The organism is Nocardia sp. NRRL S-836, assembly GCF_001279525.1.
Classification (GTDB): Bacteria; Actinomycetota; Actinomycetes; order Mycobacteriales; family Pseudonocardiaceae; genus Lentzea.
The window spans coordinates 67820-80877 of sequence record NZ_LGDY01000112.1; the positions used below are offsets into that span (position 1 = coordinate 67820).

The window sequence follows — 13058 nt, forward strand, 5'->3', positions numbered from 1 at the left end:
GCGGCGTTTCCCGCGTTCCCGAGATGAGATCCACTCACTCAGGGGAGTTGTCCGATGACATTGCGCATCATCGCACTGGCCGCGCTCTCACTCGCCACGGCCGCGAGCCCGGCCGTCGCCAGTGCCGACACCGCCGGGTGGTGCAGCAGCCGGGACCTGCGCATCACCGTCGGCGAGGGCAGGGCGCCGGTCGCGTCCGACCGGTTGTTCGCCATCCACCTGCGTGCCGCGGGCCCCGGCCCGTGCACCATCCGCGGCCTGCTCAGCGAGGTGCGCTTCCTGCGGGGCGACACCGAGCTGGACGTGCCGATCGCGGGCGGCCAGCCGCAGCAGTGGCCCGAGCTGATCACGGTCGACGGCGACCACGAGGCCGTCGTGTACATGAGTGCGCCCAAGAAGGCGGTGCCGCAGCCGGTGGACCACATCCGGTTCATCCTTCCTGGTGACGGCACCAGCGGCGACACCGTGAAGATCGCCTGGCCGTCCCCGGTCGGTGGTCCGGTGAAGTTCGGCATCATCATGTCGCCGGTCAGTTGAACCGATCCCGCACCGTGCCCGTGTGAACGTCAGCACCTCGGAGCGGAGGAGGATCGGCGATGTACAACGAGACCCGAGTCGGGACGGCGACCGTTGTCCGGTTCATCCGGCCGGACGGCTCGGTCGAACCCATGGACGTCGACCTCCACTACCGCACCGACGACCCGCACGCGGTGACGATGCGGTTCCACGCCCGCGACCAGGAGTCGACCTGGCTCGTCGGCCGCGAGGTGCTCTCGCAGGGGCTCCTCGCGCCGGCGGGGCTCGGTGACGTGCGGCTGCGGCCCGGCACCGGGGACGTGCTGGTGCTCGAACTGCTCAGCGAGGACTCGCACGCGGTGTTCCACCTGGCCGCGGAGGACCTGCGCCGGTTCCTGCAGTCGACCTACGGGGTGGTGCCCGCCGGGTACGAGGTCATCGACTTCGAGCTGCTGCTCAAGGACCTGCTGGCGTAGCGAACCGCCCGCGGAGGTATCGGCGGGGGTGTGTTGATCTCTTAACCGGCATGCGCTCTCTGGACCTGCTGTTCGCGACCGTGCCGATGCCCGGCCACGTCGTTCCGCTGCTGCCCATCGCCCGTGCCCTCGTCTCGCGAGGGCACCGGGTGCGGTGGTGCACCGGCCGGGTGTTCGAGGAGCGGGTCGTCGCGACGGGTGCGGAGTTCGTGGCGATGGACCCGGCGATCGACCACAACGGCCGCAACGTGTCCGACCTCTTCCCCGAACGCGCCCGGCTCACGGGCGTCGCCAAGCTGCGCCACGACCTGGTCTCGCTCTTCCTCGACCCCATCCCCGCCCAGGTCGCCGATCTGCGCCGGGCGCTCGACGCGCAGCCGGCCGACCTGGTCCTGCACGACAGCGCCCATCTCGGGGCGGCGGTGCTGGAGTCGCTCGGCGGCCCGCGCGCGGTCACGGTCGGCGTGACCCCGATGGTCCTGCCCGCGCCGGACGTGCCGCCGTTCGGTCCGGGTCTGCGGTACCGCTCCGGTTCGCTGGGTCGTCTGCGCAACACGACCGTGCGCGCGCTGTTGGACAATGGCGTGTTCAAGCCCGTGTACCAGCATCGCGACCGAATCCTGCGGGAACTCGGTGCGCCGCTCGGGCCGCGCGGACTGTCATCCGTGTCGCCGCACCTGCACCTGCAGAACGGGGTCGCCGGGCTGGAGCACCCGCGCGAGTTCCTGCCGCCGCAGGTGAGGTTCGTGGGCGCGCTGGTCGACCCGGTGCCGTCGACGCCGCTGCCGTCGTGGTGGGGCCGGATCGCCTCGGTGGGCAAGCCGATCGTGCACGTCACCCAGGGCACGGTCGCCGACACGAACCTCGGCGAGCTCGTGCGGCCGACCATCCGCGCGCTGTCCGATGAGGACGTCGTGGTGGTGGCGAGCACCGGTTCGCACGACCTCGGCCCGTTGCCCGCCAACGTGTACACGGCACCGTTCCTGCCGTACGAGCAGCTGTTGCCGTTGACGAAGGTGATGGTGACCAACGGCGGGTTCGGTGGCGTGCAGCTCGCGTTGGCCGAAGGCGTGCCATTGGTCGTGGCGGGTATGACCGAGGACAAACCGGAGGTGGCGGCACGGGTGGAACGGTCAGGCGCCGGGGTGAACCTGCGGACGTCCACCCCGTCGGAGAAGGCGATCAGGGCGGCCGTGCAGAAGGTGCTCGGCGGCAGCGCGTTCCGCGGGCGGGCGTGGGAGCTCGCCGCGGAGTACCGCGAGCACGACGCCGGTGAGCTGAGCGCCGATCACGTCGAGGCGCTGGTGTGCGTGGCGGCCTGAGCGGTCCGGTCGCCGCGGACCAGCCGGACTCAGAGCCGTAGCCCCAGCACGAGCTTCTCCTCCGCGGCGATCTGCCGGAACCCGAGGTGCTGCCAGAAGCCGATCGCGTGTGTGTTGTGGCGGCGCACGTGCACGTGGACGCCCTTCTCAAGGTGTTCGAGCACGGTGCGCACGAGAGCACCGCCGAACCCCTTGCCCTTCGCGCGCGGCAACAGGTTGGCGTGCATGTGCGCCGGGTAGTCGATGGCGAGCATCGGGTCGACGCGGGCCGGGTCGTGGACGTGGCGGACGACCCGGTTCGCGCTGGGCTTCATGGGGTAGCGGACGCGCAGGTCGGGCCACCAGTCGCGGTCCATGCGGTCCTCGAAGGCCACGCTGTCGGCCGTGGCGATGGCATAGCCGCACACGCCGTCGTCGTCCTCCGCCACGAAGGCGAGGTCGGGTTCGAACGCGACGTACGGGCCGACGTAGGCGTGGCCGAGCAGACGCGGGTCCTCGACCAGGTGGCGCGCGCCCCGGCCGCCGTTGCCGGTGTCGACGCAGATGTCGTAGAGCGCGTCGAGGTCGGCGGGCCGGTACGCGCGGATCACGGCAGTTGGCGGCGTTCGGTGAGCACGACCGGGTCCGCGTCGACCGTGATGACCTCGCCCTCGACCACCTGGCCGGGACCGAAGCGGCGCTCGTGCTCGAACTTGAGCGCGGTGGCCTCCGCCTTGCGCGCGATGCGACGGCTCACGAGCCGGCGCGTGGGCGGGAACAGCAGGAACAGCGCGGCCACGTCGCTGACGAAGCCCGGCACCATGATCAGCGCGCCGGCCGCGGCGATGAGCACGCCGTCGGCCATCTCCTGGTGGGGCTGCTGACGCTTGAACACCGACTCGGAGAAGGCCGCCATCGTCTGCGCACCCTGCTTGCGCACCAGGGCGAGACCGATGACGGTGCCGACGAGCAGCAACGCGATCATCGCCAGCGGACCGATGGCGTTGCCGACGGCGACCATCACCGCGATCTCGGCGAACATCCCGGCGAGCAGCAAAGCGAAGAGGGGCATACCCGCACAACGCACGAACGCCCCCAGATGCTCCCCAGCCGCCTCCACCAGCGCTGGAGCCGAAATATTTACGGCAGCCTAGCGGTGTGACAGGATATCTTTACGCGACCTCGACGCTGAGGAGTACGGATGACTGCGCTGCACGACGCCCCCACGGCGCTGGAGCGGCTTGACCGCCAGCCGTACACGTACGTCCGCCGCGAGCTGGTCGAACCCGACTGGCGCCGCTTCCCCGGCTGGGCGCACGTGACCGAGGCGCAGTGGCGCGACGCCCAGTGGCAGCGCGTGAACTGCGTGAAGAACGTGAAGCAGCTCCGCAAGGTCGCGGGCGACCTGCTCACCGAGAGGTTCTACGACGACCTCGCGAAGGACATGGACGCCTTCGCGACGATGTCGATGCTGATCCCGCCGCAGATGTTCAACACGATGGCGGTGGACGCGGACCTCTCCCCCGACGCCTTCACCGAGGCGTTCCTCGCCGACCCGGTCCGCCGCTACATGCTGCCGGTGTCCTCCGACCGCGACCCCCGCTGGCCGTCGCACCCGCACTCCCAGCGCGACTCGCTGCACGAGGCCGAGATGTGGGTCGTCGAGGGTCTGACCCACCGCTACCCCACCAAGGTGCTGGCCGAGATGGTCTCCACCTGCCCGCAGTACTGCGGGCATTGCACCCGCATGGACCTGGTCGGCAACTCGACCCCGCTGATCGACAAGCACAAGCTGTCGCTCAAGCCCGTCGACCGCCAGGACCAGATGATCGACTACCTGAAGAAGACCCCCGGCGTCCGCGACGTCGTGGTCTCCGGCGGCGACGTGGCCAACGTCCCGTGGCCCCAGCTCGAGTCGTTCCTGATGCGCCTGCTGGACATCGAGACCGTCCGTGACGTCCGCCTGGCCACCAAGGCACTGGCCGGCCTCCCCCAGCACTGGCTCCAGCCCCGCGTCGTCGAGGGCCTGGAACGCGTCGCCCGCACCGCCTCCCGCCGCGGCGTGAACCTCGCCATCCACACCCACGTCAACCACGCGCAGTCCGTGACACCCCTCGTCGCCGAGGCCGCGCGGACGGCCCTCGAGGTCGGCGTGCGGGACGTGCGCAACCAGGGCGTGCTGATGAAGGGCGTCAACGCGACGCCGGCCGACCTGCTCGACCTCTGCTTCGCCCTACAAGGGGAAGCGAACATCCTGCCGTACTACTTCTACATGTGCGACATGATCCCCAACGCCGAGCACTGGCGGGTGTCGGTGTGGGAGGCGCAGGAGCTGCAGCACGCGATCATGGGCTACCTGCCGGGGTATGCGACGCCGCGGATCGTGTGCGACGTGCCGTACGTCGGCAAGCGGTGGGTCAACCAGCTCGCCGAATACGACCGTGAGCTGGGCATTTCGTACTGGACCAAGAACTACCGGACCGGGATCGAGCTCGAAGACCCCGAAGCACTCGACCGCCGCTACCCCTACTACGACCCGATCTCCACGCTCGGCGAGACCGGCCAGAAGTGGTGGTCCGACCAGGCCTGACGGGTCACGATGGGGCCGTTTTCGGGACATCCCCGAAGACGGCCCCATCGCCACGTTTTGCCTGTTCAGACTCATTGTGACTCGTTAAGCCTCGACGACAAGGGGCCCAGAAGGGGCCCAGAAAGTCCAAAATAGACGGTCTTCACAGTCCACAGCGGACACACTTGGTCCGTCAATGGTCTAGTACGCGGTGACGCCTCTCCTACCGTCAGGCAGACGCAGTCCCCTGCGACAGCGATCCCTCCACGCGGAGCAGTCAAGTCGCCAAGCCCAGCGACATCCGACTCGTGTTTGTGGCTGCTGTCCGCACACCACTCGCGCTCCGGAATGCTTCGATTTGGCGGCTCACTTCGAGTCAGGCCGGAGAGCGCGGCACGCCGATCTGTTGAACCTTCCGTCGGAATTCCTGGACGCGTGCGACGATCGCCCTCCGTTCACACCGCTGAGCCGCAGTGGCTGGCGCAGTGGCTGGCGCTGGCGCTGGCGCTGGCGCTGGCGATAGGATGACTGAGCGAATGGCTGGCGTAGATCTACTTCGCCCGAACAGGGAAGGCGCAGCCGACAGGCGGACATCCTTGACACCGGCGTCGTTCTTGAGCCACGCGACTTCCCGAAAGGTCCCGTCGTTCGCAGCGGGCAGCACGAAGATCTGTTGTGCGGCGGTGACGAGGCGGGTGAACTGCTCTTAGTACGACAATTCCAACACCGAAACCCGGGACAGATCCCGTGTTCATCTGAACACAGGAAGTCATGGCGGGGAGATTAGCAGTAACAGCGAGCTACTACACAACACGGGATACGTCACGCGTCCGGCCCCAGGCTCACGTTCTAGATCGAGGCTGCGCTGGCAGGCCCCCGCCACCAGGCGACGTCACCACCTAGCATGAATGCGGCTTATCCAGCCGGATGGGTAGGAGCTACAGATGTGCCGAACGGCGCCCATCTGTTTACTTCGGATCCGAGTTACACAGCGCCCGCTCGTCGAGGTCCGCAGCCTCGGCCCCGAGGATGTCGAGCGGCGCCCGCCGCGCGATAACACCTTGAGCACGCGTCCCGCCCACCCGTCGTAGGCGACCTGGGCGAGCTGCTTGATCCCGTCCGAGTCCTGCATCATCGCCCGCAACAGCGTGTTCGGCTCCCGATTGTCCTTTCACCGCGAGCAGCCGTCCGCTTGGTGCCAAAGCCGAGCGTGTGAGCGGGTGCGGATCCTGCGTTCGACATCCGCCCGTTGCGCTGGCCGGGGTGGGGTCATTAGTCCTTGGCCAGGTGCAGTTTCTCCGATTCGGTCCGACATCGCTCACTACATCCGCTTCGGCTCGGCCGACACCACCTTGCAACGGCTGGTGGGCGTTGCGGGAGCGCGGTGGGCAGTCGAGGAGTGCTTCCTGACGCGAAGAACGAGACCGGGCTGGACCACTACCAGGTACGTGGCTACAAGGCGTGGTATCGACGCATCACACTGTCCATGACTGCACTTGGCTTTGGTGATCACCCGCGAGATCACAAAAAAAAAGGGGGGCCCGCATTCGGCGCCGCCACGCGCTGATCTCTTTGTCGGTTAACGAGATCCGCAGACTCTGGAACCAGATCGTCATCCGCTTCGCCTACACTGCGGACCACGTCCTGCATTGGTCGACCTGCCGACGAGCAAGCCAAACCCGCGCCAGCATTAGCCACCATGGTAAGCACGGACATCACGATCTGTCGTTGTCGTACTAACACCAGGACGGACTCGATGCACGACCTTCATCACCGTCGAACCTGACCGCTTCCTCGTTGGCCTCCAACGCCTCTTGGTGCCGCCCCAGCTTCGTCAGGATGACTCCGAGGCTGTTCAGCGAATCAGCGAGGTCGGCGCGGTAGCGGCTCGGCTCCCTCTCGGCCAGCCGCCGGCAGATCATGACCGCTTCCTCGAAGGCGCCCAACGCCTCCTCGCGCCGCCCCAACTCAGCCAGACTGACCCCAAGACGCTTCAAGAACTGGGCGAGGTCGGAAAGGTAACGGCTCGGCTCCATCTCAGCCAGCCGCCGGCAGATCATGACCGCTTCCTCGAAGGCGCCCAACGCCTCCCTGCGCCGCCCAAACTCAGCCAAGGTGCCTGCCCAAACTCAGCCAAGGTGCCTCCGAGGCGGTTCAAGGACTGGGCGAGGCCGGGAAGGTAGCGGCTCGGCTCCATCTCAGCCAGCCGCCGGCGGATCATGACCGCTTCCTCAAAGGCGCCTAACGCCTCCTCGCGTTGCCCCAGCTCAGCGAAGGTGACCCCGAGGCTGTTCAGCGAATCAGCGACGTCGGGAAGGAGGTGGCGTCTAGCCTCCCTCTCAGCCAGCCGCCGGAGAATCATGACCGCTTCCTCGAAGGCGCCCAACGCCTCCTCGTGCCGACCCAACTCCTGCAAACTTGTCCCGAGCTTCTGCGTATGATCGGCAGCCTGCTGAAGACGTCCGGCGCTCAGGAGGTCAGCTATGAGCGTACGCAGCACCAGCGGATACAGCGGTGGACTGGCGATCTTGACGGAAAGCTCGATGTGCCGCCCGAAACCGACGCCACCGCTGCCATCGCTCGCCTCGATCGCGAGCGGCTTAACCGGACCGAAGTGCAGCACGGTTCGTGCGTCGAGCTCCTCGATGAGTTCGCGAGAAGTGACAATCATCGTGCTGCGCTCGCCAAGGGCGGCCAAGAACTGAGCCGTGGACCGCACGTCTAACGACTCGTTCAGTCCGTCCACCACGATGACCGGTGGCGTGCCCTTCGCGTCCGCGAGGACATCTGCCAGGTGTAGCAATGCGTCGGCGGCGGTACCGCTGCGCACTGTCCAGGATCGCTCAAGGATCTGCTCTCCGATGCTCTCGGCGATGTCGTCAACGCTCATGCCGGCAACGGAAAGGTTGGCGTCAATGGATCTCACGCTAAGATTGATGTTTGACGACAGACGAGCCGACTCAAGCATCGACGCACGCTCGCTTGGATTCGACATTCTCACGAGATAGCCGACTGCCATCGTTTTGCCGACTGCTGGTGGGCCGATGACCGCGTGCACCCCACACTCACCCGAGCGCACCCACTCAACCAAGTTGTCGATGTTTGGGAGGTCGGGCAGCAGCGAAGACACGCCCCGAGCCGCCTCCAGCAGATGATCGTCGACACGCGGCGTTCTGCGAAAACCCCGCAGCGGGTTCGGCAGCATCGGCTGCGGCACTCCGTACTGGTGGACCGTAAGTTCGCCGCCATGTGAGGGCTGAAGTGCGGCGATGAATTGGGCACCGTCTACTTCGACGTCACTCCACAGCCACCAAAGACGGTTCTCGTCGCCATCTGGTCCTTGAGTGAGCAGTGCGCTGACGCTGCGGCCGAATTCTCCGGCCGCAGCCTTCTCGGAAACGATCAGTTCCCGGGACTTGACCACTCCGACCCACTCGGTGTTGCCCCGAAGCTTGGGCCAGCGGTCCGGTTCGACCTTCGGACCGCTGTGCAACATGTAGTAGTCGATGTCTAGCAGGAGAAGGATCTGACGCGCGCCCGACGCGATACCGGCCTTCACTAGCTCTTCCACGCGGACGTAGGCGTGATCCGCCGTCTCCAGCATCAGCAGGTCAACGCCGTCTGTCCAGTGTCCGCTCCAGGCGATGACGAGAGGACCGTCAAGAGACGTTTCTGCCAGTCCTCCAAGTGCCTCTAGCACCTCTCTCTTGGTGAGGTCGGCGTGCGTAGTGTGACTGAAATCGGGTAGCAGGTTCGCGAGCATGGGGACGAACGGCCTGTTGTTGAAGCTGACTCCGAACAACGCACCTCGCGTTTGCAGAGGCGTGAGCGGCAGCTCATGCGGTTGGGCCGCAGGGCCCTCATACGCACCCTTGAGGTGAGCGTAGGGCCGCAGCCGGTCTGGAAGGAGGTACTCTCCCCCTTCCCGGATTACCAAGCCGGCGACCTGCCCGGCGGGCGACGCCCGTTCGTCGTCGAGGAAGCTGGTCAGCACCTCGGCGGTGTCCCACTCGTCCTTCTTGGACAGGTGTTCGCGCAGCTCTCCAGCGACGCCCTCGCGGAACTTGAGGGTCAGCTCCGTTAGATCGGCGCCGCGGACCTCTATGAACAGGCCGCTGACGACGACTTCCGCCAGGTCCGACAACTCGGCGTCCGGCACCAATTCACGTTGGATCAACCGCAGTAGCCGCAGCGGAAACTGGTCGTTCACGGAGGAGAGAACAGCGGTCCGCCATGCGAGCGGCGAGGCGCTAAGGCGGAAGGAGTGCACGCGGTCGTCCGGGCTCCACTCGTCGTCGTCCTCCGCTGTCAGACGGCCCGACGACGGCAACAACACTCCTTCGCACCCAGCGCTGTCCATGCTCATCAGAACACCCGCCCACTGGGCGATCGACTTGGGCGACAGACGCACGACAGGCAGCGGTAGCCACTGCTCACCTGGCGCGACGAGAACCAGCAATGGCGGCAGAGTGTGTCGCAGGGACGGGTTTGACGCACCGGGGCGTCCGGCGTGTAGACGTGCCGCTGGGTGGTCAAGTCCTGTGCGGCGCCAGAGCTTCGGGGGCAACGGGTTGACGAGCGCGGTGGGGGTGGAGCTAGCCCAGGTGCACATCATTTGCCACATTGCGTCATCCCGCCAGCCGCCGGCGATGCAGTCCGATACGACGATGACGAGCCTACGTTCCTGCGGGTCGCGCAGCCGCTTCGACGGCACCACAACGCCGTCGATGGTGCGCAGCTCGCAGGAATCCGGGTCGAGATACCACTGTTCGATGGTCCGGAAAGCGCCGGTCTGTCGAAGCAGCGACCTGGTTTCCGCGATCACGTCCTCCCACAGGGACATCGACACGGACCTGTCGACCACTAGATCAACGCTGAACCAGCGTTCACGCACGGGTGTCAGGACAGGCGTGAGCGTGCCGGTCTCGGCGTACCGCTCGATCGTTGCGTCGACCTCCAGTTCGTGCTGCGCTGGATTGCGGAAGCGAGTCCTGAAGGGTCGCAGAGCTCTCGCCAGCTCCAGCGCCTGCGGCAGACCACGTCCAGTGGATGCGAACGTCTTCACGGCGTGCCGCTGCCCTGTCGTCTCCTCGGTCAGGGCATGCAGACCTGTCTGATCATCATCGGAAGTGTGTGGGGGTGCCTCTTCCTTGACCTGTGGTGGTGGTTTCTCGTTCGTCTCGCTCTGCCGCGACGACGGTGCCGTTGGCGTTGAGATCATCCCTGAGGACTCGACGTCCATGTGCCGCAACAACCAGAGCGCATCGGCGATCGACGTCGCGTCCACGTCGAATGCGGCGTCGCCGAGAGATTGGATCAGGCGCTTGAGCACGGCGTCAGGTCAACACCTTCAGCAGCAGTTCCGTCAGCCGCTTGCGGTGGTCTCCTGTCATGTCCGGTGCCCTGGTCGCGAGAAAGATCGCGTTCAGCAGCTGGTCTGTCGCTAGCGGCTTGTGGTTCTCGATGTCCTCAGCGAACTTCTGCAACATCTCCTCGGCCGCCTTCGTGTCGTCGGGACCGAGATGCGCGGTGACGATCCTGGTCAGCTGATCGGCGTCCGGCTTCGGCATGGTGAAGCGGATGCAGCGGCGCAGGAAGGGTGCCGGAAAGTCGCGCTCGCCGTTGCTGGTCATAACGATGAGTGGGAACTTCGTGCATCGAACATGTCCTTTGTGGACTTTGGCGGTGACCGTGGCCTTCCACCGACGCACCCGGACATCGCGTTGCCGTTGGCGTGTCAGTTCGGGGATGTTGTATTCACCACGCTCCAGCACGTTGAGCAGATCGCTGGGCAGGTCGATGTCGCTTTTGTCGATCTCATCGATCAACAGGACACGAGGCCGTTGAGAAGGCAGCAGCGCTGTGCCGAGCGGACCGAGTTCGATGAACGGGCCGAGTCCGGCTTCCACACCGCGCTTGTGGGCATCCAGCCTGCCCAACGCGTCGTAGCGGTACAGGGCATCCGTCAGTGTGCTGCGCGAGGTGATGTGCCAGCGCAGCACACTGCCCAGTTTCAGCTCTGAGGCGATGGAGTCAGCCACTGACGACTTGCCGGAGCCGGGTGGGCCGGTGATCAGCAAAGGCCGGCACAGGCAGATCGCCGCGTTGACCGCGTCGACCAGCCCTGGCGGCGGCTGGAACGTGTCGTTGACCTGCCTCTCCGCGGTGGAGAACGAGCGCCATGGCGGCGGGTCCGGCAGGTCGACCTCGTAGTCCGATCCGTCGCCCCGGTAGTACGGCGCCCACTCCATCTCAGTCTCCCTTATCACGCGATCCCCGCCCGGCCTTGCGCTTTGTGGCAGAACGTGAGCCACTCCGGGTCGTCCCACACCGCGCGCATGGTTGCCAGCGGTGCGTCGATGCCTTGCCACCTCTTGCGGTAGGCCTCCGCGAGCGCGGTGGGCAGGCTGACCCAGTACCGTTCTAGCTCGGGCTCGACGCCTTGCCAGGCACACAAGTCCGCATTCGGCCAGAGCAGTACCGGCGAGTATTTCAAGAGCAGCTCCAGCAGGTGGGCATGACTGTCTGGCGTGAATCTCAGGCCCATGCCACCCATGTGCTGTGTGCGCAACGTCACGTCCACCACGTTGAGATCGCTGGCCTGTTCGTGATCCAGCCACCACATCGCGGAAGGGCCCTGCTCCTCGATGATCTTCCAGCGACCGCGAATCTCGCTCTTCCGAACGCGAAGATGCCTGGGCGGGTTTAACCGCGTTCCCCAGCGTACGACCACGTCGTGCTGCTTACCTAGGTGACCGCCAGGACCGATCTCCTCAGGCAGCCACCGCGTGAGCAACGCCGTCGGCATGGCGATATCCACGCGCTGCAACGTCTCGGAGACTTCTTCCACCAGGAGCGCGGCCCAGTCGACCAGGTCGTTGACAACGGTCTCCACGTCGTACTGGGTGGGCTGACATTTGCCGAAGTTTTGCTCCCGCAACTCGTCTCCGTCGAGCAGCCACGCGTCAACTCGCTCCGGCCACTCGTCGGTCAGCGAGGCGTCCAGGACCAGTAATAGTCGCAGTTTGGCTTGACGATGCCGTTGGTCCATTCTCAGCCGCACATCGTTTACGACCGCCGCGTCGAGTACGGACTCGGCCCAGGCACTGAATGCAGTGTCGTCGCTCCTACGGCCGACGTCGAGCCCCAAGGCGAGTACGTAGCCGACCATCGCACAGCCGCTGGTCTCGGTTGACGGGTGGTTCAGTGCAACGTGTGCGAAGTAGTCCTGCCATGCCATGACCTGCTCTGTCGGCATTTCGACCCTGGATCGCAGCCACAGCACCGAACGCAGGCGGCGGCTGGTGAGTTCATTGCCCAGCCATTCCTTTGCGAACTCCGCGGCGCTCAGCGCCCGCTCCAGGTTGGCGAGCTCTTCCCTGAGCCGACGATCGGTTGTCTCTACCGCGCGCAACGCTTGGCAGTGCCACTGCGAGGGTTCCACCACATTCACGCGGGCCATGCGGCTACGAAGGTGATGGACGGCTACCGGCCCAAGCGCCAGCTCGCTCGTCACCTGAAGACCGGAAGTTGTCAGATACGGTGTGTGGCCGTTCTTGTGGCAGAAAGAGACGTCCACGACGTTGAGCACGTCGCCACGTCTGATCGCGTCCTCACCGGCTGTAACGGCGGCCTCGAAGTCGCGCCCGTAGCTCGACGAGTCCGTGATTCCAGTGCACTCGATGAGTACGCATTTCTTCTCATCCGCCCACCGACGCAGGGTGTCGGTGGATGCGTTCGGTGCCAGCAGCCCTTGGTGGAGGAGTTGGTAGTCGTTGCCGCCGCCCCTGCCCTCCATGACGGACTCGACGTCGGCATCGAGCATCACCGCGAGCAGTGCGTGGCGCTCCAGCAGGACCACTAGAGGCCGTAATTTCATCCACTGGCACAGGCCGGCGAAGATCAACGTGAGGTCCAGGCAGTTGCCGCTCCCGCCCTTGACCTGACCAGGTTCGCGGATGACCTGCATGACCGGACTGTGGTTCTGGAAGTCGATTTCCGCGGTGTCGTAGAGGATGCGCTGCTTGCGCAGGTGCTCGTATGCAATCCGCACCACGGCGAGCCGATCAGCCTGGCGTTGGTCGAAGCTAGGCAGCGGTGCACCGAAGTGCCCTTGAACTGCTTTGGACACTACGTAGCGCGCCAAACGCAAGGGCTCTGCCCTGTTCCACGTCTGCCAACTGTTCATCTCGGCCA

General features: G+C 65.9%; 10 protein-coding genes and 1 pseudogene. 5 read left to right on the plus strand and 6 right to left on the minus strand.

Annotation, left to right across the window (positions count from 1 at the left end):
• The first annotated feature begins 54 nt into the window (after positions 1-54).
• From ADL03_RS27340 to ADL03_RS27350, 3 genes are read left to right on the plus strand one after another with little or no spacing between them, the layout of a single operon-like run.
• The gene (locus ADL03_RS27340) at positions 55-537 is read left to right on the plus strand and encodes a DUF4232 domain-containing protein (RefSeq protein WP_157529329.1); all 483 of its coding nucleotides are present in this window, start codon (positions 55-57) and stop codon (positions 535-537) included.
• Positions 538-596: 59 nt separating this feature from the next.
• The gene (locus tag ADL03_RS27345) at positions 597-992 is read left to right on the plus strand and encodes an SsgA family sporulation/cell division regulator (protein ID WP_053736421.1); all 396 of its coding nucleotides are present in this window, start codon (positions 597-599) and stop codon (positions 990-992) included.
• 50 nt (positions 993-1042) lie between these two features.
• Complete coding sequence (locus tag ADL03_RS27350; protein WP_053736422.1) at positions 1043-2314, plus strand: glycosyltransferase; 1272 nt, start codon at positions 1043-1045, stop codon at positions 2312-2314.
• A 29-nt stretch (positions 2315-2343) separates the two neighbouring features.
• On the opposite strand, the gene ADL03_RS27355 is transcribed toward ADL03_RS27350, so the two are convergent.
• Both ADL03_RS27355 and ADL03_RS27360 read right to left on the minus strand, forming a co-directional pair.
• Positions 2344-2904, minus strand: coding sequence for a GNAT family N-acetyltransferase (locus ADL03_RS27355; RefSeq protein ID WP_053736423.1), 561 nt, complete (start codon positions 2902-2904; stop codon positions 2344-2346).
• Complete coding sequence (locus ADL03_RS27360; RefSeq protein ID WP_053736424.1) at positions 2901-3365, minus strand: FxsA family protein; 465 nt, start codon at positions 3363-3365, stop codon at positions 2901-2903. The genes ADL03_RS27355 and ADL03_RS27360 overlap by 4 nt, the downstream gene beginning before the upstream one ends.
• 129 nt (positions 3366-3494) lie before the next feature.
• On the opposite strand from ADL03_RS27360, the gene ADL03_RS27365 reads away from it, so the two are divergent.
• Both ADL03_RS27365 and ADL03_RS49810 read left to right on the plus strand, forming a co-directional pair.
• Positions 3495-4883: a KamA family radical SAM protein gene (locus tag ADL03_RS27365; protein ID WP_053736425.1), complete on the plus strand. Its 1389-nt coding sequence runs from the start codon at positions 3495-3497 to the stop codon at positions 4881-4883.
• Positions 4884-6169: 1286 nt separating this feature from the next.
• Positions 6170-6429: pseudogene (locus tag ADL03_RS49810) on the plus strand (IS701 family transposase); the annotation flags it as partial.
• 169 nt (positions 6430-6598) lie between these two features.
• On the opposite strand, the gene ADL03_RS27370 reads toward ADL03_RS49810, so the two are convergent.
• The 4 genes from ADL03_RS27370 to ADL03_RS27385 are packed head-to-tail and all read right to left on the minus strand — an operon-like array spanning position 6599 to position 13050.
• A complete protein-coding gene (locus tag ADL03_RS27370) occupies positions 6599-6946 on the minus strand; it encodes a tetratricopeptide repeat protein (protein WP_197288692.1) in 348 nt (115 codons plus the stop codon).
• Positions 6919-10194, minus strand: coding sequence for a tetratricopeptide repeat protein (locus ADL03_RS27375; protein ID WP_053736427.1), 3276 nt, complete (start codon positions 10192-10194; stop codon positions 6919-6921). Before ADL03_RS27375 ends, ADL03_RS27370 begins: the two co-directional genes overlap by 28 nt.
• A gap of 4 nt (positions 10195-10198) precedes the next feature.
• Positions 10199-11113 (minus strand): MoxR family ATPase, encoded by a 915-nt coding sequence (locus ADL03_RS27380; RefSeq protein ID WP_053736428.1) that lies wholly within the window; start codon positions 11111-11113, stop codon positions 10199-10201.
• Positions 11114-11127: 14 nt separating this feature from the next.
• Positions 11128-13050 carry a hypothetical protein gene (locus ADL03_RS27385; RefSeq protein WP_231642311.1) on the minus strand — a complete coding sequence of 641 codons (1923 nt, stop codon included), beginning with the start codon at positions 13048-13050 and terminating at the stop codon, positions 11128-11130.
• Positions 13051-13058: the final 8 nt, after the last annotated feature.

What these genes read in the sequence shown, in the direction of transcription:
- ADL03_RS27385 (WP_231642311.1), bottom strand. Translation starts at nt 13,050, where the DNA reads ATGAACAGTTGGCAGACGTGGAACAGGGCAGAGCCCTTGCGTTTGGCG.
- ADL03_RS27365 (WP_053736425.1), top strand. Translation starts at nt 3,495, where the DNA reads ATGACTGCGCTGCACGACGCCCCCACGGCGCTGGAGCGGCTTGACCGC.
- ADL03_RS27380 (WP_053736428.1), bottom strand. Translation starts at nt 11,113, where the DNA reads ATGGAGTGGGCGCCGTACTACCGGGGCGACGGATCGGACTACGAGGTC.
- ADL03_RS27350 (WP_053736422.1), top strand. Translation starts at nt 1,043, where the DNA reads ATGCGCTCTCTGGACCTGCTGTTCGCGACCGTGCCGATGCCCGGCCAC.
- ADL03_RS27340 (WP_157529329.1), top strand. Translation starts at nt 55, where the DNA reads ATGACATTGCGCATCATCGCACTGGCCGCGCTCTCACTCGCCACGGCC.
- ADL03_RS27360 (WP_053736424.1), bottom strand. Translation starts at nt 3,365, where the DNA reads ATGCCCCTCTTCGCTTTGCTGCTCGCCGGGATGTTCGCCGAGATCGCG.
- ADL03_RS27345 (WP_053736421.1), top strand. Translation starts at nt 597, where the DNA reads ATGTACAACGAGACCCGAGTCGGGACGGCGACCGTTGTCCGGTTCATC.